Source organism: Caballeronia sp. SEWSISQ10-4 2 (assembly GCF_030464885.1).
GTDB lineage: Bacteria > Pseudomonadota > Gammaproteobacteria > Burkholderiales > Burkholderiaceae > Caballeronia.
In genome coordinates this window covers 31,266-57,563 of sequence record NZ_JALPRJ010000031.1, presented here as the reverse complement: position 1 = coordinate 57,563, position 26,298 = coordinate 31,266, and the positions used below count along the sequence as shown (strand labels likewise).

The following is a 26,298-nucleotide window of genomic DNA, read 5'->3' as shown; positions in this document are numbered from 1 at the left end:
GCGCAAAGCGACCCGATTAAAGGCGTCGAGGGGATCCCCGCCCCGAGTGCATGTGCCGTTGCGGTGACTAGCGAGTCCATGGTCCATTTGAATCCCGCCACACTTGTCACTCCCACCGTTCGAAGCCCGGCACTAATCTGTCACCACCAACCCGCACGTCGTACCGAGAACTGAGCGGACGACGAAGCACACCCAGGGAGGACGCATGATGACGCACATGACCGGGACACGTGAAGAATGGATGGCAGCGCGGTTTGATCTGCTCGAGACTGACAGCGAGCAAAATATAAGGTGTACTACAACGTCGAGATGAATGACATCGCGGTGCCTCGAAATCCATAGGAGAAGTGCCCGTGATGGATCGCATCATGGCGATGCAGACCTTCGTACGCATCGTCGATACCAACAGCTTTACCCGTGCCGCGCAGTCGCTCGGAATTCCGCGGGCAACCGCGACAACGCTGGTGCAGAGCCTTGAGGCAATGCTTGGCACCCAGTTGCTCGTGCGCACCACGCGCCGGCTCAACCTGACTGCCGAGGGGGCCGCATATTACGAGCGTTGCGTGCAGATTCTCGCTGACATCGACGACATCGAGGCGAGCCTGCGGCGTCCCGACGACCGGCCGCGCGGCCGGCTACGCGTCGAGATGCCGGCGGTGGTCGCGAACGCGATCATATTGCCGGCGCTCGATGACTTTCACGCGCGCCACGAGCATATCCTGCTCGCGTTCGGCGTCAGTAACCGGCAAGTTGACCTGGTCTGCGAAGCGATCGATTGCTGCATCCTAATTGGAGCGTTGCCGGCGTCGGGCCTCATTGCCCGCCGACTCGGCGAGCTTGAGCGCGTGACCTGTGCGAGCCCGCTTTATCTCGCGCGGTACGGCACGCCGCTGCAGTTCGACGAGCTGACCGATCACGTCGCGGTGAATTACATGTGCGTGCAGACCGGGCGCGCGGCGGACTTCGATTTTCAGGCCAACGGCGACAAGGTCAACGTGCCGCTCGGGGGCTTCGTGCAGGTCAGCGACGAACATGCGTATCTCGAATGTGGACTGCGCGGATTCGGGTTGATCCAGCCGTCGCGGGCGCTTGCACAGCCCTATCTCGACTCTGGGCGGCTGCGTGAAGTGCTGCCGCATTGCAGGCCTGTACCGATGCCAGTATCGATTGCGTATCTTCGTCATCGCCGCGTTCCGTTACACGTGCTCGCCTTCGTCAGCTGGCTTGCGGAACTGTTCGGAACAGCGCGGCACGTGAGTCATGAGCTGCCAGACGTAAGCCGGATTCTGCGTGGGATGGAGGCGAACGAACCGGCCGGAGTGTAGTCAACGCCCGGCAAACAGGGAACGGGGCGAAATTGCATTTGCCGCCATACCGGTCTGCGAGGATCTGGCCTGCGCTACACCACCCACGGCATTGGTCGCGCGCCGCGCTCCGTCCTGTTCAGCAATTTTTGCTTCGGCGGCCTGGATCTCGACTGGATAGTCATTGTCGCCACCTCCCGGACGGTAGCCGGCCTGCTCGACACGGATGAGATCCGCGCGCACCTGAGCACGGGTCAGCTGGCCGGATGGAGTTTGCGCGAAGGTCAGTGCCGGGCTTGCGAGCGCGCTGACGGCGAGGGTAAGGCAAATGAGCGTCTTCATGACTTGCTCTTCTGCAGTGAATGATGGGTGTTGCTGCGTAATCGATTGGCGCGCGCGATATGTTGCTGCGTCAGTTGCCGAAGTACGGCGTGCAGAAGCTGACGGGTCCGACGCAGGCAGGAATGGCCGAACGACTTTGACCGGTGCTGACTTTGCCTGCCGCTTCGCTTTGGCCGGCGGCGCTCGAACCCGACATGTCGGCACCCGTGCCGCTTTCGCTTTGCTGCTTGAATTGGGCTGCCTGTTGCGCAAAGATCGGGTTGACGTCGGGGTACGACGTGTCGGTCACGAAACGCAGGCCGTTGTTTTCTGCCTGGATCAGTTCCTGACGGACTTCCGCGCGGGTCTTCTCCTGGGCGGATGCGGTAGAAGCGATGCCTGCCGAAGCGAGCAGCATAATGGCAAGGCCAAACACATAAGACTTATTCATTTCGAACTCCTAAATTGAAGATAAATAAATAGACATCGAATACATCTTGGTAAACACAGAGAACCTGACTCTATGCCCGGCAGGAACTCCCGGCGCGACGTTCGTCTTCCGCGTTCGTGGCGCAAATCTGCGCGAACCAGTGATTGCACGTGCAGATCTTGTTTAGCGCCTCCATGTCCACATCGTATTCACCGGGGAGAGAGAAATAAAATATATTGTTGCGATACGATCCATATCTGTAACGCATGCCGCCGAAAGCTGAATGTGGGCTTGCACCCGCAAACGCGACGCGGGTCGACTCCACGGGGCGCCGGCGGACCTGACTGCACTGCATCGCGACCTGGAGGGACCACGGCTCGCCGGTCGACCGAGAACGTTGCCTGTCGGCGACGGCTTTGTCCCCGTCGCTTCGGAAAGCTTCGCGACAGGTACAGCCGTTGTGGCATGGCCCAGTGCATGCGCTGTTTCCGGGAATTGCAACTCTAGTGAACTTTACTCATCTATTCGCGTTTTTCGAGGTTGCGCGCGCCGGTAGCGTCAGCGCGGGGGCCGAGCGCCTGCGCGTCAGCCAGCCAGCGGTCACGCGGGAAATCAGGGAGCTGGAGGACCGGCTCGGACTTGTGCTGTTCGACCGGCTGCCGCGAGGCGTTGCGCTCACCGACGTGGGGTCGACGCTATTCCGCTATGCCGAGCAGATTTTCTCGCTCGCCGACGCGGCGGAGTGGGAACTGAGGGAGCTGGCCGGTCTCAGCGCTGGGCATGTGAGGATAGGTGCAAGCGCGACGGTCGGCGTGTATCTCGTGCCGGGCATGATTGCGCAATTTAACGCCAGCCACCCTCAGGTCGCGATCGACCTGACGGTCACCAACACCGAGCAAGTCGAAGCCGGTTTGCGTGACCATGCATTTGCGCTTGGCTTCATCGAGGGACCATTCGACAACACGATTCTGCATTCCCGTCCGATCGGGGCCGACGAAATTGTCGCGGTCGCCGCGGCTGGACATCCGCGTGCCGGACAGAAGTTATCGCCGCCCGATCTGACTGCGCATACGGTCATTCTGCGTGAACCCGGTTCGGGCACGCGCGCGGTTGTCGAGGAGGCTTATGGGCATATCGGTCTGCAAGTCGACCCGCTGATGTCCGTCAGCGACACCGAAGCCATCAAGCGGATGCTCCTTGCGCAGAACGCCATCGCTTACGTTTCCCTGCTCAGCGTGAAGGATGAGTTGCGCCGCGGCGAGCTGACGGTGCTCGAAGTGGATGATCTTCGCATCGAGCGCCCGCTGCACATGGTGTGGCTCAAGGGGCGGTCGCTGTCGCCGAGTACACAGGCTTTTTTCGACCTGGTGCTGGCGCGGGTCGCGTCGGATGCCGCAGCGGGGTAACGTTGTTCGTCGCGAAATCTGTCACGTTGGCATCAGCGTTTCGCATGGCCTGCCCGACGTGTTCGCGCGAAGACGCCGGCGTGGTCGAAGGGTAACGCGCGCAAGCTGCAATCGCGTTCCCTATCGAAAGCCATGTCCTCGACGATACCGACGCCCAGCCCCAGTGCGACGTAGGTCTTTACCATTTCCGCGTCGGCAGCGCGCAGCACGACATTGGGCGCACGGTTGCCCTGCCTGAATATCTCCCGCGGCCTGAACATGTCGTCGTCGACGATCAGCGGGAACCGCGAGAGATCGTCAGACTCGAGCCGGGCTCGTCCGGCAAGAGGATGACCGGCCGGCACCACCGCGACGGGACGTGAGATCATGCAAGGTTGCGCCAGCAGCGTGTCGTCTTCGGACAGGTCCCCTGGCGTCAGCACGAGGTCGGCTTTGCCGTTGCGGATCATCGCTGATACCTGGCTGGACGAGCCTTGCAGGATCGAAACCAGGACCTTTGGAAAGCTCGACCTGAACAGTGCGATCGCGTTGGGCAGCAGATAGCGAGCGTACGTATGGGTGGCAGCGATGATCAGTTCCCCCTGATTGTCAGCCAGATAATCCGCGCCGAGGCGCTTCAGGGCTTCGACCTCGCGAAGAATTCTCTCTGCTGCCGCAACGACGAGTTTGCCCCGGTCGGTAACGGCGCTCAGCCGCTTGCCATGGCGCGTAAAAATCTCGATGCTCAGTTCGTCTTCGAGTTCGATGATCGACTTCGAGATGCCAGGCTGTGACGTGTAGAGGGTTTTGGCGACAGCAGTCAGATTGAGCTTCTGACGAACCGCCTCGCGTACGAAACGGAATTGATGGAGGTTCACGGAGCGATCCCGGACTGGAAGATGAGTGGACGCCGGGTTACCGAGGGCAACCCGGCACGAGATGCAAGCTGGTGGCAGGCGCGTTCATCCGGCGTTAGCCTGGTAGGGCTTGAACCCGTACCGTTCGAAGATCGCGAGCCCCGCGGGCGAGCGGATGAAGTCCAGCCAACGTTGAGCCGCCTCGGTGTGAGGCGCATGCGTTGTCATGGCCCCCGCATAGATTGCCGTCGTGTTGTCGGCCGCAGGAATGTCCACATGACTGATGGGATGGCCGGCCTGTTCCTCGAACATCGCTTCGGATTGCCAGGTGACACCTGCCTGCGCCTTGCCCTGCATAATCCACAGCGGCGTCTGCCGGTGATGGATGTGCGTCAGCACGGTTGACCCGTCGGCGACTTTGGTGCCATACACGTCGTTGAGCAGCGTGTCGCCCCCCGCATGTTCGAGCGACGTCTTGATCTGCCGTGCAATCCCCTCGAATTTGGGATTCGGCATCGCCAGCCGGACCTCGGGCCGGCCGAGATCGGCGAGTCCGGTGATATGGGCAGGGTTGTCCGCTGGCACCATGATGGTCAGCGTATTCGTCACATACGGCTCCGCCGGCGCCTGCAAACGCCCCGCGTCAATCTGCTTCTGCACGGCCTTGAGCCCTGCAAGATACACATCAGCCGGGACAGTCCAGGTCATGTTGCCGACCGTGACTGTGCCACCGTTTTCCATCTGCCTCACTAGAAGGCCCGGCGGAATCGTCTCCCAGTAGACATGGCCTTTGTACTGCGGATAATGCGTCTCGAACGCCTGCACGAGCGGCGCCATCGCAAAGAAGTAGTTGCCGCCGACATAGAGCACCAGCGAAGGATGAATGGGGTCCCCATGGAAATCGGCAAGATTGTCCGCGTCGGGTTCGGTGAACGACAAGCCGCGTTCCAGACTGTCGTTGTTCGCGCCGTGTTGCCACGGCGGATAGACGCTCTGGCTATGTGTGATGCCGGTGGTGCCGATGGCCGGCGCGCCCTCGGCATGGACGGACCCGATGACGATGGCGCTCATCATGCATGCGGCGAAAGTTTTTCGGTTATTGGTGAACATGCTGTGGACTCCGGATGATCAAAGATGGCACGCGTGCCGAATGGGCGCTTACAGCGGCATCAACGCGTAACCCTGCTGTTCAAGGGTGGTGACGGTGGTCAGGCCGGACAGCGCGAGCGTTACATCCGGATCGATCCAGTCATACTGGAAATGATGTTCAGCCACCGCCTGCCCGCATTCCGCGATTGTCACGCCGGCTTTCTTGAGTTCCCCGATTAGCGGGAGATTGGGGTTGGGCACGCCGTACGCTGACCGGTAGTGCGCATCGTCGAGTGCGAGCGGCGTTGCCGCGCCATAGGCAACTGCAACGAATTTGAGTTTGCCCAATGGCACGCCTGCGGCTACATAGAGGTTGACCGTGCGCGCCACGTGGTCCAGCGCCGGGTTGACTTTGTCAGGCTGTGCGGTGCCCTGCGTCATCGCAAAGACTACCTTGTAGGTGTGGCCAGGCTGCGGTTTGAACGCACCGTCTGGCAGATAGTGAATGTTTCCGTAGCCCTGAATCGTTGGTGTCGTCCAGAAGCCGGCTGGATCCGCCGGCGCGGCGTGTGCTGATACAGAGGCGAGCGCAACCAAAGCGGTGGCGAGAAAAGTTTTGATTTTGTTCATGATTGGTTCTCGTAATGGAGATGGTTCAAAGGTGAATGACGCTGGCTTGCCGGCCTGGTCATGAAACGAAGGCCCGCTCGACCACATAGTGTCCTGGGGCCGACTGATTACCCTCGTCGAAGCCGCGGGCTTCGAGTAGTACGCGCGTGTCGCGCAGCATTGCGGAGCTACCGCACAACATGATCCGGTCGCGCTCGATCGAAAACGGCGGCAGTCCGGTGTCGGCGAACAGCGCTCCGGTGTCGATCAGATCGGTAATGCGGCCGGTGTTCGCAAATGGCTCGCGAGTGACAGATGGGTAATAGATCAGTTGCTCACGCGCCTGCTCACCCAGGAACTCGTGTTGAGGCAGCGCGGTCATGATGTAGTCGCGATAGGCAAGTTCACGGACGTACCGGCAGGTGTGGGTCAGCACAATGTGATCGTAGCGCTCGTACACCGTCGGGTCGCGAATCACGCTCATGAACGGCGCGAGGCCCGTGCCGGTGGAGAGCAGCCATAACACACGGCCGGGCAGCAGGTTATCGGCGATCAGCGTGCCGGTCGGTTTGCGGCCAATCAGCAGCGGATCGCCGCTCTTCAGGTGCTGTAGTCGCGACGTGAGCGGGCCGTCCGGAACCTTGATACTAAAGAATTCCAGTTCTTCATCGTAGTTCGCGCTTGCAATGCTGTAGGCGCGCATCAACGGCTTGCCGTCGATTTCAAGACCCACCATGGTGAACTGGCCGTTTTCGAAGCGAAACGACCGATCGCGCGTGCAGGTGAAGCTGAAAAGCGTATCCGTCCAGTGGTGAACGGACAGTACGGTTTGCGGATTCAGGTTGCTCATGGCTGCAATGTGAGGCGAGCGCAGGTAGGAGATCGCGCGAGGCGGACCTGTCCGGCCGCCCCCGTCGCGCCCAGTCCCGGCGCTGCGGGTTTATCTGTTGTGAGACACGTAAAGCTGATGCATCGCTCGATATCGATACGGACTACGAATCTATGCATGAGTGAGTGCGCAGATACGCTCAGCCTCCCTCGTACAGGGTGTTTATGCGTGCTAGCGACCCGTCCTTCTCTGCCTGAACCAACTGATCGTAGACCTGCTTGCGCGTCAGCCCGTGCGCTTGCTGGGCAGCGGCATCGGAGGGCAGGTGCTGGGTCTGGGAGACTTGCGGCTGCGATGCACCTGCGTCTTGTTGAGCAGCATGTGCTGCCGAACAGAGCAGCGATGCTGCGAGTGTCAATGCGACGGGGATGGTAGAAGAGAAGATCTTGCTCATTTCCGGTCTCTACAGTTGGGTGAGTTGTGCGGCTCGTTGCGATTGATTAATCGTTGGGAGTGCATGAACCCAGTGTAGGGACACGAGTCATTCATGAAAAATACAATAGTGATATCTCTGCCATGCGTTGCGTATATAGGTGCCTTTTGATGGGTCAAATATAAAAACTCGATGTCGTCAAGTTGGATACCAAAAAATTATGGCGCCAATGCCATTAATGTATTTTTACCGATGCCCCGCCTTCTATACGCTGCACAGCGATGATTGGTCATTCCGGGACACTGCCAGAGCGGGCCGCGAACCTCCAGTCAGATCACAAACATTCACTTCAGAGGTTCATGTATGGGTTCAATTGCATACCATGCTGCCGGTCACGAACGCGCTGCGAGCGAGCAGGACCGGCGTACGTGGCGTATTTCGGCCATCTCCCTGATGTCGGTCCGTGTCATTCAGGGCTTTATCTATTGGGGCGGAGGTTCGCGGCGATTCATTTATGCGCCCGGTAAGCTCAATCCGCATGCCGCACACTGGATGGCCAACAAGTTCCAGACGGCGATGCCAGGAGCGCTTCTCGGTATGGACCATGTGATCAGCTTCATGCTGCATCACTTCTATCTGCTGTATGGCGGCGTGATTCTCTTCAGTGCTGCCGAACTGATCGTCGGGCTCATGCTGATGGCGGGCCTCTTTACGCGCGCCGCGGCGCTCGCTTCAATGGGTTTTTCCGTATTGCTCATGCTGATGTTCGGCTGGCAGGGGGCGACGTGCATCGACGAATGGACGATGGCGGCCTGCAATCTTGCCATGGGTGCGACGTTGATGCTGGGAGGCAGCGGCGTCTGGTCGCTGGACAATGTCCTGCTGCGCAACAAGCCGCAGCGGGCAGACAGCGGCTGGTTCAAATGGGCTTCGGGCAGCAGGGCACTGCCGCTTTCGGATACTGGCTTTCGCAGCCTCGCGCTCGCGGTATTGACCTTTGTAGTCGTGTTCAACGTTGGGACGTACAGCTACTACCGTGGTTCCGTCGTGACGCCGTTTCATAGCGGCCCTATCAGCCCGACCGCCCATCACCTGACATTGGCTCGCGCGGCCGTTCTCGCTGATGGAAGCGTGCGCTTTCATGTTGCGCTCGATGCCGGGACCGCCGAGGCGCCGGTGCACATCGTCGCGGCTGAATTGCTCGATGCGAACAGGGCACCCGTCGCGCAATGGAATGCCGAGGCACTCTCAAAGATGCCAAAGACTGCGTTCAACAACGACTACGCCTATAACAAATTCGGCCCGGGTCCGTTCGGCCTGCGCGCGGCGATGGGCGCTGCTTCGACGGTCACATTGCCGGCGCCGACCGTTCATACGGGCGCAACCGTCAGCGCACGGACATTGCAACTGACGGATGTCGATGGACGCGTCTTTTCGACATCTCTGCAAGACGCATCAGGGGCCGCGCATTGATGGTACCGATCGATCGCCACCAGTCGTCAGGTTGCCGCTGAAGAGGCGCGGGATCCAGCGGCCGGAGTGGGGTCGTGCACTGCCGTTCGACGACGATCAAAGCAGCCGCTCACCAAGATTGCTCGACCGTCGTCGGAACCTATGCCGGCCATTGAGGCGTTGGTGAACCAACTACCGCAAGGGCCGACGAATTGCCGCTTGAGCACCCTTCTGCAATCGGCTGTTGATCGGCCGATGCGGTCGTTCGTAGTGAAAGTCGAGTCGACACTCACGAACGTCTGCTTCGTCAAGCAGCTAATGCCCGGAATCGGACCCGTTGTAGCCCTTCCATGTATCGTGGAGGTGACCCGGAATTTTGGGGTGGCATCAATCCGTCTCGGTATACACGGCCGCGGGGCGGGCAAGCCATGGTGCCACGCGGAGCGATAATGGGAAGGCTGCTGGTATCTCCGGCTACTCCACGGCATTAACCGGACACGACGGGAAGGCCCCAGTCTTAGGTTTTTTGATGCATCGCCATCAAAAAAACCTATTTCCGGCCTAAGTTGCGAGACATTAGCATGTAAGGCCATTGACCGAACTCTAAGCGAAGCCGAGTAGTTGAGTACAAGCGATCCAAGGAGGAAGCACATGTCGACTGAAGCGAAATGCCCGTTCAACCACACCGCCGGCGACGGCACGTCGAACCGAGACTGGTGGCCCAATCAACTGAATCTGAAAATCCTGCATCAGCACTCGTCCCTGTCCGACCCGATGGACAAGGACTTCAACTACGCTGAAGCGTTCAAGAGTCTCGACCTGGCGGCCGTGAAGAAGGATCTGCTGGCGCTGATGACCGACTCACAGGACTGGTGGCCAGCGGACTTTGGCCACTACGGACCTTTTTTCATTCGCATGGCATGGCACAGCGCCGGCACGTATCGCACCGGTGACGGTCGTGGCGGCGCCGGTGCCGGCCAGCAGCGCTTCGCGCCCCTCAACAGCTGGCCCGACAATGTCAGCCTCGACAAGGCACGCAGGCTAATCTGGCCGATCAAGCAGAAATATGGCCGGAAAATCTCATGGGCCGACCTCATCATTCTCACCGGCAACGTCGCGCTGGAGTCGATGGGATTCAAGACCTTTGGTTTCGGCGGCGGCCGCGTCGACGTCTGGGAGCCAGAAGAAGACGTCTACTGGGGCTCGGAAACCGCCTGGCTGGGTGGTGACAAACGCTACTCCGGCGTGCGCGACCTCGAAAATCCCCTGGCTGCCGTACAGATGGGTCTGATTTACGTCAACCCGGAAGGCCCGAACGGCAACCCGGATCCGGTCGCAGCGGCCACGGATATTCGCGAGACTTTTGCTCGCATGGCGATGAACGACGAAGAGACGGTTGCGCTCATCGCGGGCGGCCACACCTTCGGCAAAACCCACGGTGCCGGTCCTGCGTCCCATGTGGGGCCTGAGCCGGAAGCGGCCAGCATCGAGCAGCAGGGCCTCGGCTGGAAGAGCAGCTTTGGCACAGGCTCAGGCGGTGACGCTATCTCCAGCGGCCTGGAAGTCACCTGGAGCACTACGCCAACGAAGTGGAGCAATGACTTCTTTGAAAACCTGTTCGGCTACGAATGGGAACTGACGAAGAGCCCTGCCGGTGCGCATCAATGGAAGCCGAAGGGCGACGCAGGGGTAGGTACCATCCCGGATGCGCACGACCCATCCAAGCACCATACCCCCTCCATGCTGACAACTGACCTCTCGTTACGATTCGATTCTGCTTACGAAAAAATTTCAAGGCGCTTCTACGAGAATCCGGATCAGTTAGCCGATGCGTTTGCGCGGGCGTGGTTCAAGCTGACGCACCGTGACATGGGTCCGCACGCACGCTATCTCGGCCCGGAAGTTCCGGCAGAGGAACTGATCTGGCAAGACCCCATCCCCGCGGTCAATCATGATTTGATCGGTGAGCAGGACATTGCCGCCCTCAAGGGCAAGATCCTGGCTTCAGGGCTGTCCGTCTCGCAACTGGTTTCAGTCGCCTGGGCGTCGGCCTCCACCTTCCGTGGCTCCGACAAACGTGGCGGTGCAGACGGTGCCCGCATTCGCCTCGCGCCGCAGAAGGAATGGGAAGTCAACCAGCCGGCCCACCTGGCGAAGGTGCTGGATACCCTCACGGGTATCGAGCGCGAGTTCAACAGCGCCCAGTCCGGAGGCAAGAAGGTCTCGCTCGCCGACCTGATCGTGTTGGCTGGTTGCGCAGGCGTCGAGCAAGCGGCGAAAAACGCCGGTCATGCGGTGACGGTTCCCTTCGCGCCGGGACGCATGGACGCCTCGCAGGCGCAAACCGATGTGGATGCCTTCGCCGTGCTCGAACCGATCGCGGACGGCTTCCGCAACTACCTCAAGGGTAAATTCTCCGTATCGGCCGAGGCCCTGCTGGTTGATAAGGCGCAACTGCTAACGCTGAGCGCGCCAGAGATGACGGTGCTCGTGGGCGGCCTGCGCGTCTTGAACGCCAACTATGGACAGACCCAACACGGAGTCTTTACCAAGCGGCCGGCGGCGCTGACTAACGACTTCTTCGTAAACCTGCTTGATATGGGCACGGAGTGGACGGCGGTATCGGATGCTAAGGACGTGTTTGAAGGGCGAGATCGCGCGACGGGTGAACTGAAGTGGACCGGTAGTCGTGTCGATCTGATCTTCGGCTCACACGCCCAGCTCCGGGCCTTGGCTGAAGTCTATGGAAGTTCGGATGCGCAGGAGAAGTTTGTCCATGACTTTGTAGCGGCCTGGGACAAGGTGATGAACCTTGATCGCTTCGACCTTGCGTGATCTCAGACGATAGACCTTAAAGGTCTTATGCCGAAGCAAAAGCGGCCGGTCGCAAGATCGGCCGCTTTTTGCTTGCCGGTCGCTCGTTGGCATGAGCGGTGGTGCTCAATGACTCGAAGCGGTCGTTCGCGGATGACTGAACGACGTCTGCCGCGAACGTCTGCAAAGGCCGACAAGTTGCCTGTGACCGAAGCGCTGCGGATGACCGTTGACCCTTCAAGGCTGCCGTTACGCGATGCGACGTCGAACGGCGGGTGCGGGTCGCCGCTCGCAGCATTCGATGCCACCAGCGACAGCGCACTCGTACTCGATGTCGCGCGATACAAGTATCCGGCCGTCTGGGTCCCGAGCGCGCAGTTGTATGCAGGCTCGCAAGCCGTCGACAACGTAAGCAGGCTTTCGCGCGGTTTGGTGATCGTCAGTAAGCGGTAGACAACGGTCGCGGCGCTACACGGAGTGCGGCTGCTCCGGGGAAATGGTCACTATGCCAATATCTTTAATCCCGACACCCAGGTCTTCGCCGCTTACCGATTCGCCCAACTCGCCTTCCCACTTCGCCACGACAACGGATGCGACGGCATTGCCAAGGACGTTCGTGACCGTGCGGCCCATGTCGAGAAACGGATCCACACCCATGATCAGCAGAAGCCCCGCTTCGGGGATATTAAATTGCCCCAGCGTTGCCGCAATAACGACAAGAGATGCTCGCGGAACAGCCGCCATTCCTTTGCTTGTCAACATGAGAATCGCGAGCATGGACGCTTGCTGAAGAAAGGAAAGATGGATCCTGTACGCTTGCGCAATAAAGAGGGTGGCGAACGTGCAATACATCATGGTGCCGTCGAGGTTGAACGAATACCCTATCGGCAGAACGAAACTCGCAATCCTGTTCGGCACGCCAAAGCGCTCGAGTTGCTCAAGCGTCTTCGGATAGGCTGATTCGCTGCTGGCCGTGCTGAAACCGAGCAACATTGGCGTTCGAATATATTTGATCAGGCTGAACACGCGCTTGCCGATAAACAGATAGCCAGCAAATGTGAGCATCAGCCAGAGGGTAAGCAGACCGCCGTAGAACTCCCCCATGAAGCGGCCATAGGTCAGAAGAACTGACAGACCCTGCGTAGTGACTACATTGGCAATCGCGGCGAACACGGCTATGGGCGCCAGCGCCATGACGTAACCGGTGACCTTGAGCATGACATGCGAAATCTGATTCAGCAGGTCCACAACACCTTTCGCCTTGTCGCCCAACGTCGCCAGCGCGATGCTGAAAAAGCCGGCGAAGACGACGATCTGCAGGATTTCATTTGAGGCCATGGCTTCCGTGATGCTTCGCGGCACGAGGTGTACTACAAACTCCTTCAACGACAATGCGTTCGCACTCAGCCCGGTCGATGCCGTGACGGCTGGCAACGGCAGGCCAAGCGTGGCGCCGGGCTTTAGCCAGTTTGCGATCAGCGTGCCGAGCAGAAGCGACACAAACGACGCTGCCAGAAACCACCCCAGCGTTCTTACGCCAATTCGACCAACCGACTTGACGTCGCCTATTTTCGCTACACCTACTACCAGCGTGGAAAACACCAGCGGTGCAATGATCATTTTGATGAGGCGCAGAAAAAGTTCTGCGATGAGCGAAAAGTAACTCCCTACCTCTTTCGCTGCTTGCGGATCCGGGAACGTCGCGTGACAGTAATAGCCGGTGCATATTCCAAGCAACATGCCCAACACGATTCGTGCTGTCAGATTAAATTTCATTGGTGGCTCCTGCCTTCCAACCTGGAGGGATCGTCTAAATTGCCGTGTCAGGCGTGCTGTTGTCAGCGCGAGTGACTATCGGGTGATCAGTTGCGTATAGGCGAGATGAGCGATTGCTGCATCTTGAAGCGCCATGCCAACGGCCTTGTAAAGGATGATGTCGCTACTGTCATCACCGCGCATCTCGTTTGCGGCAATCACAGACGACAAGTCCGTCATCGTCTTGTGAGCCAGCAGATCCCTCGGTGCCAGCATGAGATCGCCGGTTTCGAACGGCGTTTGCTGCAGCCAGTCCACCACAATTTCCGAGGCCGCTTCGATCGTTGCATCGTCGATCTCGCGCTGATCCGGCCGTGTTGCACCGATACCCGCGACGAATGCACCCGGACTCAACCACGAGCCATGGATCACCGGTTCGGACGCGCGCGTGGCGAGCACGACGATGTCTGCCGAAGCCGTCTCTTGTGCGCTCGTCTGCGTCGCTGTGATGTTGTATCGGTCGTGCAGCAACTGCGCGAGTGCGTCGGCGGTCCGGTCGTCGTTGCTGCGGATGAACGCTTCGCTGAAGTCGAAGTTTTGTGCGATTGCTTCGGCATGGGCGGTCGCCTGAACACCGCTGCCGAAAATACCAAGGCACTTGCTCGACGGCCTAGCGAGGTATCGTGCGGCAAGCGCGGTCGTGGCGGCGGTTCGTATGCGCGTGAGCGAATCAGCCTCCATCATCGCAAGCATGGCGCCGTCATCGAGCGACAGCAGCGCGATGAAGAACCGGAACTGGCCATTGAGCGTCGTGTACATCTTCACCGCAGCGACACCGGCCGACGACAGCATTGCGGCCATCGTGCTGAACTTCGCGTGGGGCAACGCAATGCGGGTGCGAACCTGCACGGCAGCCTCGTTGTCATGCAGCTCGACATACGCTGCACGTACGGCTTCCATAGCCGTGCTCACGTCGAGCACTTCGCCTATCTGATCATTGGTGTAGTAGTTCATGACGCCGGCTGAAGGGTGGTGAGTTCGACTGGGCCGCTGATCCAGCATCCTTGATCGGCATGACGTTGATCACGGAACTCGACGGAGATCCGCGAAGGTTTGCCCATTGCGAAGCCTTGATGAACGATCGCGCAGGCGGTCTCTCCTTCAAGGAAACCGTAGTGTTTTGCGCCGTATAACAGTGCGGCGGCGGCAATGCCTGTGGCCGCATCCTCCGGATACCCGGAAGAGCGGGGGAACTGGCGAGCGTGAAAGCACAACGGTTGTTGTGTGTCGATCGCGAACGGATAGAGTCCCGTGGAACCGAGTGCATCGCAGAGAATCCGGACGTCGTCGAACGAGGGCTTTAGCGCATGGATTCCAGCGACGGAACTCACCGGTATCAGCGTCTTCACCCGGCTGGTGGATGCGTTGACAATGCTCAGCGGCAACAGGTCTTGTTCTCGCAGTCCCAGGACTTCGAGCGTCGCTGCAACGAGCGCCTTGTCATCGATCGCCTCGACAATTCCCTTTGGCTGGCTGATCTCGATGGCTTGCGTGTCCTCGTCGAGTCGCGCATCTACGATACCGCTCCTCGTCTCGATGGTTGCGTGGCTCGCGGTCCATACGCCAAGGTGACGAAGCAACCACAGCGCGCCAAGCGTCGCATGGCCGCACATTTCCATCTCGTGACCGGGCACGAAGAACCGGAAGCGGAACGTGTGATGCGAGTGGTGCGGCACGCAGACAAACGCGCTTTCATGCCCGTACGTCTTGGCGACGGATTGCATTTCGTGATCGGAGAGATGATCGGCACCGAGAACGACCGGAGCTGGATTGCCACCCTCTTTTCCGGCTGCGAACACCCGCACAAAATGGAGATCGATGTTTTTCACAGCACCTCCGCGCGGTAGGTCGTGTTTATCGCTTTGAGAATCCGAGTGGCTGAATAACGTGTAGAAAGAAGGCTTGCGAAAGCTGACATGGCTTGGTTCCTGATGTGTTCAGGCCGGAGCATGCCTCTGTCGAAATAACTTTTCGCTTTCGATCGGGCCAACGAGTGAACACGATCGGGCCATGGACTCGAAACGCGCACGTATCGGACGATTGCGGACTTTGGGGTTTACGCGGATGTGGATGATTGGAGCGTTTTAACGTGATGCGCCGCGCGAAGCGACGGCTTTATGGCGGCGGTACACTTATTGGGTTGGGCGCATGAGCCTTGGTTCAGCGTCGACTAGTTCCAAGGTATTTTCGGTTCGAGTCTGTCTCGCGCGGCGACTACGCAGGCACGCGTTTCACCGATTACGAAGTAGCGCTGACGTCATGAAAACCTATCCGACTACTTCTACGCACATTCCGCCCGATCGCGTTTCGACGGTACGTCGCGTGTCGGTTCCCGGTTATTGCACCGAGCTTCATGAACATGACGAGTACATGTTCTTGCTGCCGAGGGCGGGCTTGCTTGTGCTCAACATAGAATCGAACACTGCGCCGGTGCGCATTCCGCCGATGTCCTTCGCCATTGTTCCGCCGAAGCGCTTTCACGAAACGCACGGCGATCGTGGCGCGCAGGAACATATCGCCGTGTATGTCCAAAGCGATTTCGTCGCGTTTTGTGAAGGGAAGGCGAGTCGCGCGATGTCGAAGGACAAGGTGATGGTCTATCCCGCGCCCTGGCCGTTGTTGAGCGCCGTGCGTCTCAGAAGCCTTGAGCTCGGGCACGTCTCCAGCGACTTTGCCGGTTACCGCTCGGATCTGGTCGATCGTGTCGTGGCGACCGCGTGCATCGAGGCGGGGCTGGCGGGAAAACCAACCGGCCTCGCGCCAGCCGATGCACACCGCGATCTGATAGAAGACATCAAGGCGTTTCTTGACGCGACCCTTTCACAGCGGTTGGACATAGACCGCGTTGCCGACGAGTTCGGCCTCTCGCGACGTCATCTCACTCGCATCTTTCGGGAGTCAGTGGGAGAAACGGTCGTTGGTTATCAGTCGCGGCAACGCGTTGCGCGTGCAGCGTCGTTGCTGAAGTCGCCCGGCACGACGGTGGTGGTTGCTGCGGCAGCGGTTGGTATCGAGTCTCCGTCATATCTCGCGCGGCTCTTCAGCAAATATGGCGAGCCGTTGCCGGGCACATTCAAGAAGTGACAACTGAGTTTATAAGCCACGTCAGCAGAGCAATTAACGAACGTCAATAACGGTCCCACGGCGGCTCGTCTTTAAAAGCCTTAGCCAGGTAATCGATAAACTGCCGCACTTTCGACGGCACATAGCGCGCGGTTGGATAGACCGCGTTGATGGTCAACACGGCGGTTCCATAGTCCGGAAGCAGCTTGATGAGATTCCCGGCCCTGATATCTTTTCCAAGAACGAAGGTGGGGCCATACGCGATCCCAACGCCCGCGAGCGCGGCCGCTAGCAGCATTTGCATGTTGTTGGCCTGCATCCGAAGCGGTCCATCGATCACGTGTTCGCGATTTTGTTTATCGGTCAGCACCCACTCGGGAACCGACACCGCTTCATTGAACGCCAGACGAGGCGCGCGGCGCAAGTCCTCGGGATCTCGCGGCGTACCTTCGCGCGTAAGGAACGCCGGAGACGCGCACATCGCCATCCGGCACGGCGCAAGACGCCGGGCAACAAGGTCGGAGTCGGGCAGTTTGCCGATGCGGATCGCGACGTCGATACCCGCGCTTTGCAGATCGACATAACGATCGTCGAGAGAGACCTCAATGTTGACGTGAGGGTGATCGTCCAGATAACGCGCGACGACCTCTCCCATATGCAGGGTCCCGAACGTTACCGGCGCCGCGACGCGCAAGGTGCCGCGCACCGTGCCGTGCGCGTCGCTGGCCTCGCGGTTGGCATCGTCGAACTCCTCGAGAATGCGCTGGCACCGGACGTAGTAAGTGCGGCCGGCGTCAGTGAGACTCAGGCTGCGCGTGCTGCGACGGAGCAGGCGCACGTTCAACTCGGCTTCGAGCGCGCTGACGTATTTGCCGGCCATCGAAGCGGACAAGCCAAACCGTCGGCCGGCGGCAACGAGACTGCCTTCGTCAACGGCGGCAACGAACACTGCAATGCTTGCAAAGCGGTCCATTTTTATTCGATAGCCAGAAGATCGGGTGATAATATCAAAACGGGAATTATCGCCTTTGGTGCGCTAATCTACCATCGCCTTGTGAGTTTGGCCGAGCATCGGTCAGGCCGATATCAAGGAGAACCGCGATGAAAATAGCGTCGAACGGCATACAGATTCATGTCAAGGATCAAGGCAAAGGGAAGCTGCCGATCGTTTTTCTACATTGCTGGGGAGGCTCGTCGCGCACGTGGGACGACGTGATTGCGGCGCTTCCAGTGGGGTACAGGACGATTGCGCCCGATCTCCGCGGCTGGGGCGACTCCGACGCGCCGGCAGCAGGATACGCGCTCACCGATTTCGCCGACGATGCCGAGCAGATGATTGCCGCGCTGAATTTACAGCGGTCCGTATTAGTTGGTCATTCGATGGGCGGCAAGATTGCGCAGTTGCTCGCGTCGCGACGTCCGCAGGGACTTGCAGGGCTTGTGCTGGTCGCACCTTCGCCTCCGGTGCCCCTCGCGCTACCGCCGGAGGTGCGGGCGGCAATGGAAGGCGCCTACCTCTCGCGAGAGTCTGTCGGCATGGCGATAGACCAGATGCTGACCGCTAAGACGCTGAGCCCGAAACACCGGGAGCAGGTCATTGAAGACAGCCTGCGCGGCGCCCCTCAGGCGAAACTGGCGTGGCCGCAGGCTACGAGTCTGGAAGACATCACGCATGATGTCGCCGCGATCGACGTGCCAACCATCGTCATTGCCGGTGAGCTCGATCGCATCGACGGAATCGCGATACTCGAAGCGGAACTGCTCACTCGCGTGCCTCATGCCGTCATGCATATGCTGCCCGGTACTGGCCACTTGTCCCCGCTTGAATCGCCGATGGAAATCGCCGGGATCATTCGCGAATTCGTCGATGAGATTGAGCGTGCCAGCGATGAGGCGATCACCTTCACGTTGCTCATGAACGTGAAGGAAGGTCTTGCGAAGGAGTTTGTTAGCGGGCTGCCTGCGTTGATTCGCGAAACTTCATCTTCGCCGGGTGCCAGATCGGTTCGCGCGTTTCGCAATGGCGAAAACGCAAACGCGATCCTGTTTGTCGAGGAGTGGGAAAGCGAAGAGGCATTCGGGAAATACATCACGTGGCGGACGGAGCGTGGCGATATGGAAAAGCTCGGACTAATGCTGTCTCAACCCCCTGAGATTGCTACGTGGTCCACAGCAACGCAGGCGCTGAGTTAAAACTTGAACGTGCGATGGAACCGATTGTTTCCTGTTCCAAAGTACGCGATAACTCGAACGGACCACCGCTGTTCCCATCCGCTATGAGCTTCGCTAACTTAGCTAACGAATGGGAACGCGGCAGCCGGACCTTAAGCCTTTCCGCTCACGCGGTCGATTTCCTTGAGAAGATCAGCCAGCGATTGCTTGCATTCCGCAGCGTCCGGAGTACCCGCGCGTAGCGCCGACAATGCGCGATCGATTGCTTTATCGACGACATGCCAGTCTGCTGCAGAACGCGGCTTCAGTGAGGGCTCTGCCTCATCCCAAGAGGTTTCGAGATCCTTGATGCGTGTCTTCGCACCCGTAAGATTACCCTTGTTCACCAGGGTCGAGGTATCGACGACAATCGACCGGAAGGGTGACAGGTCGCCGAGCTTCGACGCCGTCGCCGCGTTAGCCGATGCAATGATCCGGGCTGAAGGGAAGACGTGTCCGGTTGCGACTACCGTGACGCCAAGCGCTACGGCCAGAAGGGCGCGGGAAAGGGTAATTCTGTTCATTGGATTTTCTCCTGTGCTGATGATCCATCCGCTCAGACCGCGAGCGAATGGTTTTTGGAAGTCATGCTGCGTCGAATGGACCGTCTGACGGTGTCGTTCGGCCCGATCGGTTCCGGCCCACGCTCACGAGCGAGACCAGGGCGACGATAACCACCAGGAACACCACGCTGGTCGTCACGTTGCCGAATCCCAGGCCTCCGTAGGTCCGTGCCTGTGACAACAGGTCACCCAGCGACGCACCCAACGGACGCGTCAGGATGTAGGCCACCCAGAACGCCAACACGGCATCGGCGCCGAGATAAGACGCAGCCGTGGTGATGGCAATGAGCGCTCCGAACGCGACCACGCCAACCCTGAATCCCAGGCCGAGCGCTTCGGTTGCGAGGTCGCCGGCGGCCGTGCCCAACGCGAACGTGGTCAGGATGGCAGCCCAGTAGAAGAGCTCGCGCCGCCTGGTAACAATCGTGTGGATGGACAGCGTCCGCTCGCAGCGGTACCAGATCGCAAAAATCGCGGCCAGAGCGATGGCGAAAACAGTTGTGCTGACATAGAGACTGATCCCGAGTCCGTCGGTGAGGGCATCGGTGATCTGTGTTCCCACTACGCTCACGAGTACCACGCACAGCCAGTAGATCCATGGCACGTACCCGCGCGAGCGAAGCTGCAGCAACAGCGCGATGACCAGTAACGTGCCCATGATCGCGCCCGTTACAGCGGTGCCGAGACCCACGTGGACCGCCAGATAATCGGCACCGGTTTCGCCGACTGTCGTCGACATGATTTTGATAATCCAGAAAGCGAGGGTGACCTCCGGGACTTTGTTGAGCATGCCGGAAACATGTCTGCTGGTAACGTTACTCACGCTCTTTCTCCATTTGTGCCCCACGACTGCGGTTAACCGATTGCCGGGCATGAAGCGCCCGGCTTTTGCGAAGTACGTTGCGGAGCACTATATGCAATGGAACCTTATGGGTACCTTAACGCTCGGGCTGCTGTGTCAAACTCGCCAATGCCGGGTCATAAGTACACCGGTTCGCAATGACCGGAAGCGCGTCCCCCATGCAGTAAGAAATCCTGTCGTTTGCCGGCCACAACATAGCGGTGCTAATGTTCGACAGGCACGCCGGTCAAGCGTCGCTCTCCTGAGTACGGTCGTCCTCTTCCCAAAGGAAAGTCATCATGCGATACACCCTCTTCGAGCAACGCAAGGACGAACTGATTCTGGTCGCACGCGTATTGCTGATGATCCTGTTTGTGATCTTCGGCTGGAGCAAGCTGACAGGTTTCTCGGGCACGGTCGGCTTCATGGCCTCGGAAGGCACGCCGTTGCCCACGGTCTCCGCCATCATCGCGGTCGTCATGGAGTTTTTTGTCGGTATTGCGATCGTGATCGGGTTCTACACGCGGCCGCTCGCGCTTATCCTGGCGGTCTACACGCTGGGCACGGCCCTCATCGGGCACCACTTCTGGACGATGACCGGCGACGCGCATATGGCCAACATGATCAACTTCTACAAGAACATCAGCATCATGGGCGGCCTGCTGCTGTTGTGTGTGACCGGTCCAGGCAGATATTCGATCGATCGGAAGTAACACCTTCGCTCACTGTTGCATGTTGCACGGTGGTGCGTGGCCCGCCACGACGGGCTTCGCGCCCCGCTGCCTCAGCGCGTATTCTCGGGACAACGCAGGGCGGATATCATAGGGCTCTTTGATCGCCCATCGACGTCCGCCCGGCTCACGCCAGGTCCGAATTCAAGTATCTGCACCTAGCGACCTCAAGCATGAACTCCACTCCAGATACCCCCTCCCGCCCAGCTCTGCGCACCCTGACGCCCCTCGAGGCGCGCGTGCTGGGTGTGCTGGTCGAAAAACAGCACACGGTCCCGGATGCGTATCCGCTGTCGGTCAACGCGCTGACCTCGGGCTGCAACCAGAAGACCGCCCGCGCGCCGGTGATGAATGTCACCGAGGCCGATGTCCTTACGACCATCGACGACCTGAAACGTCTGAGCCTGGTGTTTGAAGGCAGCAGCAGCCGCGTGCCGCGCTTCGAGCACAACATGAACCGCGTGTTGGGGATCCCCAGCCAGGCCGCCGCATTACTCACAACATTGATCCTGCGCGGGCCGCAGACCGCGGCGGAGTTGCGCCTGAATGCCGCGCGCCTGCATGGTTTCGCCGATATCTCGTCGGTCGAGGCATTTCTCGATGAACTCGCTGCCAACGAGCCGGCCCGCGTCGTGAAACTGCCCCGCATGCCGGGCGGGCGTGAAAGTCGCTGGGCGCATTTGTTATGCGGTGAAGTGAGCGTGAGCGAAGGTTCGGCGGGTGGCGCTCTCGACGACTCCGTGTCGTACGCGGAGTTCGAAACACTGAAGGCCGAGCAAAAGCGGCTCAACGCGGAGCTGGTCCAGCTGCGCGCGATGGTGGAGCAGATGGCTGGCGAGTTGGGGATCACCATCGACAAGCCTACAGGCCAGTCCTGAGTATGTACGCGACGCCGGTGATGGCATCGCGTAGATACACACCGCTGTCAATCCACCCCGCCGCCCAGCACCTTGTACAAGGTAACGAGATTGGACTGCTGCGACAGGGTATCGGACGCAAGCTGCTGCTGGGCGGTATAGAGCGTGCGCTGGGCATCGAGGAACGTGAGGAAGCTGTCCGTGCCGGCCTTGTACCGCGCCTGTGCCAGCGTGTAATAGCTCTGTGCGGAAGTCACATAATCGCGATCCGCGACCACCTGATCGATGTACGTGGCACGCGCCGTCAACGCATTCGATACTTCCTTGAACGCGGTCTGGATCGCACTCTCATAGTCGGCAATCTCGATGTTCTTTTCGATCTTTGCAACGTCCAGCGACGCCTTGTTGCTGCCGTAATCGAAGATCGGCAGGGACACGCTCGGCGCGAATGCCCATGCGCCCGTTCCTGCCTTGAACAGACCGGACAGCGTTGAACTCGACGTTCCCGCCGTCGCCGTCAGTTCGATCTTCGGGAAGAACGCCGCACGTGCTGCGCCAACGTTCGCGTTGGCCGCCTTCAAGACATGCTCGGCTTCCAGGATATCCGGGCGGCGCATGAGCAAGGTCGAAGGCAGGCCTGCATCGATGTCGGCGAACATCGACGTGTTGGTGGCCTGGTCGAACGCGGGGGCGGGCGGCAGGTCATCCGGGATCGGCGCGCCGAGCACCGCGACCAGGTTGTTGCGGTCCTGAGCCACAGCCCGTCTATACGATGCCAGGCTCGCCTGTGCACTGGCGAGGGTGTTCTGCGCTTGCCGCACATCGAGCAGCGACGAATTGCCCAGTTCCTGTATGCGCTTCGTGACGTCGTAGGTGGCCTGGTCGGCGGCAACCGTGTCCTGCGTGATCTTCAGCAAGCGCTCATCCGAGAGCAAGGTCAGGTAGTCGGTCGCCACCGTCGCGATCAGGCTGATCTGCGTGCTTTGACGCGATGCCTCGGTCGAGAGATAGTTTTCCAGCGCTTGCCGTTTGAGGCTGCGCAGACGCCCGAAGAAGTCGACTTCCCATGACGTCGTACCGATGTTGACATCGTTCGATACGCTCGTCGCGCCTGACGTGCGTTCGCGCGTCACGCTGCCGCCCGCGGATATCGACGGCGCAAGCGCCGCACGCGTGATGCGATATTGCGCCTCGTATTCGGCCACGTTCAACGCCGCCACGCGCAGATCGCGGTTGTTGTCGAGGGCGATCTGGATCAGTTGCTGCAGGCGTGGATCGCGAAAGAAGGCGCGCCATTGGGTATCGACGGCGAGTGTTTGCGATGTATCTGCAGCGGTCTTTTGCGCGGCTGTCGTGCTCTCGTAGCCGTCGCCTTTCGGATAGGTTGCGGCTACCGGCGCGGCGGGCCGCTCGTAGTGCGGGTCGAGCGTGCAACCGGCGAGCGTCGCAATCGTCGCAAGCGCCAGCGACAGCAGGCATGCGCCCAGTTTGAGTCTCATCATTGCTCACCTTCGTTTTGCGTGGTGTGGCCGTGCTCGCCGAACAGACGCCGCACGACGACGAAGAACACCGGCACGAAAAAGATCGCGAGGACGGTGGCGGCAATCATGCCGCCCATCACACCGGTGCCGATGGCATGGCGGCTCGCCGATCCCGCACCCGTGCTGATGACGAGCGGCAACACGCCGAACACGAACGCGAGCGAGGTCATCAGGATCGGCCGCAAGCGCAGGCGCGCGGCTTCGAGCGTGGCGTCGATCAGGCTGCGGCCCTGCGCTTGCAGGTCCTTCGCGAATTCGACGATCAGGATTGCGTTCTTGGTCGAGAGGCCGATGGTCGCCAGCAAGCCGACCTTGAAGTAGATGTCATCGGGAAGCCCGCGGAGTTGCGCGCCGAGCAGCGCCCCCAGCACGCCGAGCGGCACGACGAGGATCACCGCTATAGGAATGGACCAGCTTTCGTAGAGACCCGCGAGACACAGGAACACGACGATCACTGAAATCGCGTACAGATAGACCGCCTGCGAGCCCGCGAGGCGCTCCTGATAGGACTGCCCCGTCCAGTCGATGCCAAAGCCCGCAGGCAGCTTCTTCACGAGCGCTTCGACAGCGTCCATCGCCTGGCCCGTGCTGGCGTTCGCGCCGGTCTGCGCGGTGATTTCCATCGCGAGCGTGCGGTTGAAGCGTTCGATCTGCGGCGGCCCGAAGCTCCACTTGCCGGAGGAGAAGGCCGAGAAGGGCACCATCTGGCCGTCGTAATTCGTGGTGCTCGTGGTCGTACTGCTGCTTGATGTACTGGACGTAGATGTACTCGTGCTCGTACTAGACTTCACATACCAGCGCCCGATGTCCGCAGGCATCATCCGGTAGGGCGCATCGGCCTGCACGTAGACTTTCTGGATGCGGCCCGTATCGACGTAATTGTTCACGTAGGTGGAGCCGAACGCGGTCTGCAGCGTGTCGTTCACATCAGCGACGGAAAGCCCGAGCGCACTGGCCTTCTCGCGATCGATATCGACGTGGAACTGCGGGGTATCGTCGAGACCGCCGGGACGCATGCCCGAGAGCATGCTGTTGTTCGCGGCCAGCGCCATCAACTCGCGCCGCGCGGCCATCAGCTTGTCGTGGCCTTGGCCCGCGCGATCTTCGAGCTCGAAGTCGAGCCCGCTTTGCGTGCCGAGTTCCTGGATCGCCGGCGGGTTGAGCGCGAAGATCTGCGCGTCGCGCGCTGCGGTCGCGAAATGCATGTTGGCGTGCAGGATGATCGACGATGCCTGTCCGTCCTGGCCGCGGCGCGTGCTCCAGTCCTTGAGCTTGACGAATGCGAGGGCATTGTTCTGGCCCGAGCCGTTGAAGCTGAAGCCCGTGAGCGTGATGATCTTGTCCACCTGCGGCAGGCCGAGATAATAGGCTTCGACCTGTTTCACCGTCTCGAGCGTCTTCGCGGAAGGCGTGCCGACCGGTGTCGAGATGGACGTGATGATGATGCCCTGGTCCTCCTCCGGCAGATAAGACGAAGGCAGCTTTGTGAAGAGCAGCCCGACGACACCCGCGATCAAGGCGTAGATCACCAGGTAACGCACCGGCTTGCCGACCACGCGCGATACGCCCGTGGAGTAGCGGTCGGTACCGCGCGCAAGCACGCGGTTGAACCAGCCAAGCAGGCCGCGTTTCTCGTGATGCTCCACGTCCGAACGCCTGAGCAGCGTTGCACATAATGCGGGGGTGAGCGTGAGCGCGAGGAACACGGAGAGCAGCATGGCCGCCACGATAGTGATCGAGAACTGCCGGTAGATCGCGCCGGTGGAACCGGAGAAGAAGGCCATCGGGATGAACACGGCGATCAGCACGGTCGTGATGCCGACGAGCGCCCCGGTGATCTGCTTCATCGCCTTCCGGGTCGCCTCCAGCGGCGACAGTTTTTCCTCCGCAATCAAGCGCTCGACGTTCTCCACGACGACGATCGCGTCGTCCACCAGCAGGCCGATGGCCAGCACGAGCCCGAACATGGAGAGCACGTTGATCGAGAAGCCGACCACCGACATCACCGCGAACGTGCCGAGCAGTGCAACCGGCACGACGATGGTCGGGATCAGCGTCGCCCGCAGGTTCTGCAGGAACACGTACATCACGACGAACACGAGCATTACCGCTTCAATCAGCGTCTTCACCACCTCTTCAATCGAGATGCGCACGAACGGCGTGGTGTCGTAGGGATAGTCGACCACCACGCTCTGCGGCAACTGCGGAGTCAGTTGATCGAGCTTCGCCCGCACGGCCTTCGCGACGCTCATTGCGTTTGCACCGCTCGCGAGCTTGACCGCGAGCGACGCCGCGGGCTTGCCGTTCAGCCGCGAATCCGTGCTGTAGTCGTCGCCGCCCACTTCCACGCGGGCCACATCGCTTAGCAGCACCTTCGATCCGTCCGTGTTCACACGCAGCAGGATCGAGCCGAACTGAGCGGGTGTGGTGAGCAGGCTCGACGCGGAGAGGGTGGCGTTGATGGCCTGCACCTTCGTCGATGGTGAACCGCCAATCTGGCCAACCGACAGTTGCACGTTCTGGTTGGTGATCGCCGTGGTGACATCGCTTGCCGTCAGGCCCACTGCCTGCAGCTTGACCGGGTCGAGCCACACGCGCATGGCGTGCTGCGCGCCGAACAGCGTCACGTCGCCTACGCCGTCGATCTGGGTCAGCGGATCCTCGATCTGGGTGGCGATGACATTGCCGAGATCGATGGAATTCATGCTGCCGTCGGAGGATGAGAGCGAGACGATCATCAGGAACGCGTTGGCCGCTTTCGCCACCTGTACGCCCTGGTTCTGCACCGTCTGTGGCAACGAGGAGGTTGCCTGCTGCACCTTGTTCTGCACCTGCACCTGCGCGATGTCGGCGTTGGTGCCCTGCTGGAAGGTCAGCGTGATGGTCGCCGTTCCCGCGTTGTTGCTGGTGGAGGACATGTACAGCAGGTTGTCGATGCCGCTCAACTTCTGTTCGATCACCTGCGTGACCGTGGTCGCCACGGTTTCGGCGGAAGCACCGGGATAGGTCGCCGTGATCTGCACGGAGACCGGTGCAACGCTCGGATATTGCTCGACGGGTAGCGTCCGGATGGACGCTGCACCGACCATCATGATGACGATGGCGATGACCCACGCGAGAATCGGTCGGTTGATGAAAAAGCCTGCCATGAGG

General features: G+C 60.2%; 23 protein-coding genes and 1 pseudogene. 9 read left to right on the top strand and 15 right to left on the bottom strand.

The window, feature by feature from the left end:
• The first annotated feature begins 353 nt into the window (after positions 1–353).
• Positions 354–1,325: a LysR family transcriptional regulator gene (locus tag M0D69_RS21540; RefSeq protein WP_301783938.1), complete on the top strand. Its 972-nt coding sequence runs from the start codon at positions 354–356 to the stop codon at positions 1,323–1,325.
• Here M0D69_RS21540 and M0D69_RS21535 read toward each other — a convergent pair whose 3' ends face one another.
• Positions 1,326–1,646, bottom strand: a complete 321-nt coding sequence (locus M0D69_RS21535) for a DUF4148 domain-containing protein (RefSeq protein WP_301783937.1) — start codon at positions 1,644–1,646, stop codon at positions 1,326–1,328.
• 70 nt (positions 1,647–1,716) lie between these two features.
• Positions 1,717–2,076 carry a DUF4148 domain-containing protein gene (locus tag M0D69_RS21530; RefSeq protein WP_301783936.1) on the bottom strand — a complete coding sequence of 120 codons (360 nt, stop codon included), beginning with the start codon at positions 2,074–2,076 and terminating at the stop codon, positions 1,717–1,719.
• A 485-nt stretch (positions 2,077–2,561) separates the two neighbouring features.
• Between M0D69_RS21530 and M0D69_RS21525 the strand changes: the two genes are divergently transcribed.
• Positions 2,562–3,461, top strand: a complete 900-nt coding sequence (locus tag M0D69_RS21525; RefSeq protein ID WP_301783935.1) for a LysR family transcriptional regulator — start codon at positions 2,562–2,564, stop codon at positions 3,459–3,461.
• Between the two features lie 32 nt (positions 3,462–3,493).
• Here M0D69_RS21525 and M0D69_RS21520 read toward each other — a convergent pair whose 3' ends face one another.
• The 5 genes from M0D69_RS21520 to M0D69_RS21500 all read right to left on the bottom strand — a co-directional run bounded on the left by M0D69_RS21520 (position 3,494) and on the right by M0D69_RS21500 (position 7,278).
• Positions 3,494–4,318, bottom strand: a complete 825-nt coding sequence (locus M0D69_RS21520; protein ID WP_301783934.1) for a LysR substrate-binding domain-containing protein — start codon at positions 4,316–4,318, stop codon at positions 3,494–3,496.
• An 84-nt stretch (positions 4,319–4,402) separates the two neighbouring features.
• Positions 4,403–5,407 carry a substrate-binding domain-containing protein gene (locus M0D69_RS21515; RefSeq protein WP_301783933.1) on the bottom strand — a complete coding sequence of 335 codons (1,005 nt, stop codon included), beginning with the start codon at positions 5,405–5,407 and terminating at the stop codon, positions 4,403–4,405.
• A gap of 48 nt (positions 5,408–5,455) precedes the next feature.
• Positions 5,456–6,016, bottom strand: a complete 561-nt coding sequence (locus M0D69_RS21510) for a DsrE family protein (RefSeq protein ID WP_301783932.1) — start codon at positions 6,014–6,016, stop codon at positions 5,456–5,458.
• Positions 6,017–6,074: 58 nt separating this feature from the next.
• Entirely contained in the window at positions 6,075–6,845 is a 771-nt protein-coding gene (locus M0D69_RS21505; RefSeq protein WP_301783931.1) for a ferredoxin--NADP reductase, read from the bottom strand.
• A gap of 178 nt (positions 6,846–7,023) precedes the next feature.
• On the bottom strand, positions 7,024–7,278 hold the full coding sequence (locus tag M0D69_RS21500) for a DUF4148 domain-containing protein (RefSeq protein ID WP_301783930.1): 255 nt from the start codon (positions 7,276–7,278) through the stop codon (positions 7,024–7,026).
• A 342-nt stretch (positions 7,279–7,620) separates the two neighbouring features.
• Between M0D69_RS21500 and M0D69_RS21495 the strand changes: the two genes are divergently transcribed.
• The 3 genes and pseudogenes from M0D69_RS21495 to M0D69_RS43835 form a co-directional block, all read left to right on the top strand.
• Positions 7,621–8,730 (top strand): TQO small subunit DoxD, encoded by a 1,110-nt coding sequence (locus M0D69_RS21495; RefSeq protein WP_301783929.1) that lies wholly within the window; start codon positions 7,621–7,623, stop codon positions 8,728–8,730.
• Between the two features lie 630 nt (positions 8,731–9,360).
• The gene (gene katG / locus M0D69_RS21490; RefSeq protein WP_301783928.1) at positions 9,361–11,544 is read left to right on the top strand and encodes a catalase/peroxidase HPI; all 2,184 of its coding nucleotides are present in this window, start codon (positions 9,361–9,363) and stop codon (positions 11,542–11,544) included.
• Between the two features lie 249 nt (positions 11,545–11,793).
• A pseudogene (locus tag M0D69_RS43835) lies at positions 11,794–11,976 on the top strand (phytochelatin synthase family protein); the annotation flags it as partial.
• A 15-nt stretch (positions 11,977–11,991) separates the two neighbouring features.
• Here the strand turns inward: M0D69_RS43835 and M0D69_RS21480 are convergent.
• The 3 genes from M0D69_RS21480 to M0D69_RS21470 form a co-directional block, all read right to left on the bottom strand.
• Entirely contained in the window at positions 11,992–13,299 is a 1,308-nt protein-coding gene (locus tag M0D69_RS21480; protein ID WP_301783926.1) for a dicarboxylate/amino acid:cation symporter, read from the bottom strand.
• Between the two features lie 75 nt (positions 13,300–13,374).
• Entirely contained in the window at positions 13,375–14,292 is a 918-nt protein-coding gene (locus M0D69_RS21475) for an ornithine cyclodeaminase family protein (protein ID WP_301783925.1), read from the bottom strand.
• On the bottom strand, positions 14,289–15,167 hold the full coding sequence (locus M0D69_RS21470; RefSeq protein ID WP_301783924.1) for a PhzF family phenazine biosynthesis protein: 879 nt from the start codon (positions 15,165–15,167) through the stop codon (positions 14,289–14,291). Before M0D69_RS21470 ends, M0D69_RS21475 begins: the two co-directional genes overlap by 4 nt.
• A 430-nt stretch (positions 15,168–15,597) precedes the next feature.
• Between M0D69_RS21470 and M0D69_RS21465 the strand changes: the two genes are divergently transcribed.
• On the top strand, positions 15,598–16,422 hold the full coding sequence (locus tag M0D69_RS21465) for an AraC family transcriptional regulator (protein WP_301783923.1): 825 nt from the start codon (positions 15,598–15,600) through the stop codon (positions 16,420–16,422).
• A 43-nt stretch (positions 16,423–16,465) separates the two neighbouring features.
• Here M0D69_RS21465 and M0D69_RS21460 read toward each other — a convergent pair whose 3' ends face one another.
• Positions 16,466–17,374: a LysR family transcriptional regulator gene (locus M0D69_RS21460; protein ID WP_301783922.1), complete on the bottom strand. Its 909-nt coding sequence runs from the start codon at positions 17,372–17,374 to the stop codon at positions 16,466–16,468.
• A gap of 128 nt (positions 17,375–17,502) precedes the next feature.
• Between M0D69_RS21460 and M0D69_RS21455 the strand changes: the two genes are divergently transcribed.
• Positions 17,503–18,594 carry an alpha/beta fold hydrolase gene (locus tag M0D69_RS21455; RefSeq protein ID WP_301783921.1) on the top strand — a complete coding sequence of 364 codons (1,092 nt, stop codon included), beginning with the start codon at positions 17,503–17,505 and terminating at the stop codon, positions 18,592–18,594.
• A 131-nt stretch (positions 18,595–18,725) separates the two neighbouring features.
• Here the strand turns inward: M0D69_RS21455 and M0D69_RS21450 are convergent, their stop codons facing one another.
• Both M0D69_RS21450 and M0D69_RS21445 read right to left on the bottom strand, forming a co-directional pair.
• Positions 18,726–19,136, bottom strand: a complete 411-nt coding sequence (locus M0D69_RS21450) for a histidine kinase (RefSeq protein WP_301783920.1) — start codon at positions 19,134–19,136, stop codon at positions 18,726–18,728.
• A gap of 61 nt (positions 19,137–19,197) precedes the next feature.
• Entirely contained in the window at positions 19,198–19,965 is a 768-nt protein-coding gene (locus M0D69_RS21445) for a hypothetical protein (RefSeq protein ID WP_301783973.1), read from the bottom strand.
• Positions 19,966–20,315: 350 nt separating this feature from the next.
• Here M0D69_RS21445 and M0D69_RS21440 point away from each other — a divergent pair, with 350 nt between their 5' ends.
• On the top strand, positions 20,316–20,729 hold the full coding sequence (locus M0D69_RS21440) for a DoxX family protein (RefSeq protein WP_301783919.1): 414 nt from the start codon (positions 20,316–20,318) through the stop codon (positions 20,727–20,729).
• A gap of 191 nt (positions 20,730–20,920) precedes the next feature.
• The gene (locus M0D69_RS21435; protein WP_301783918.1) at positions 20,921–21,625 is read left to right on the top strand and encodes a YceH family protein; all 705 of its coding nucleotides are present in this window, start codon (positions 20,921–20,923) and stop codon (positions 21,623–21,625) included.
• A gap of 47 nt (positions 21,626–21,672) precedes the next feature.
• On the opposite strand, the gene M0D69_RS21430 is transcribed toward M0D69_RS21435, so the two are convergent.
• Positions 21,673–23,106: an efflux transporter outer membrane subunit gene (locus M0D69_RS21430; RefSeq protein ID WP_301783917.1), complete on the bottom strand. Its 1,434-nt coding sequence runs from the start codon at positions 23,104–23,106 to the stop codon at positions 21,673–21,675.
• Positions 23,103–26,294 carry an efflux RND transporter permease subunit gene (locus M0D69_RS21425; protein WP_301783916.1) on the bottom strand — a complete coding sequence of 1,064 codons (3,192 nt, stop codon included), beginning with the start codon at positions 26,292–26,294 and terminating at the stop codon, positions 23,103–23,105. The genes M0D69_RS21430 and M0D69_RS21425 overlap by 4 nt, the downstream gene beginning before the upstream one ends.
• Between the last annotated feature and the right edge of the window lie 4 nt (positions 26,295–26,298).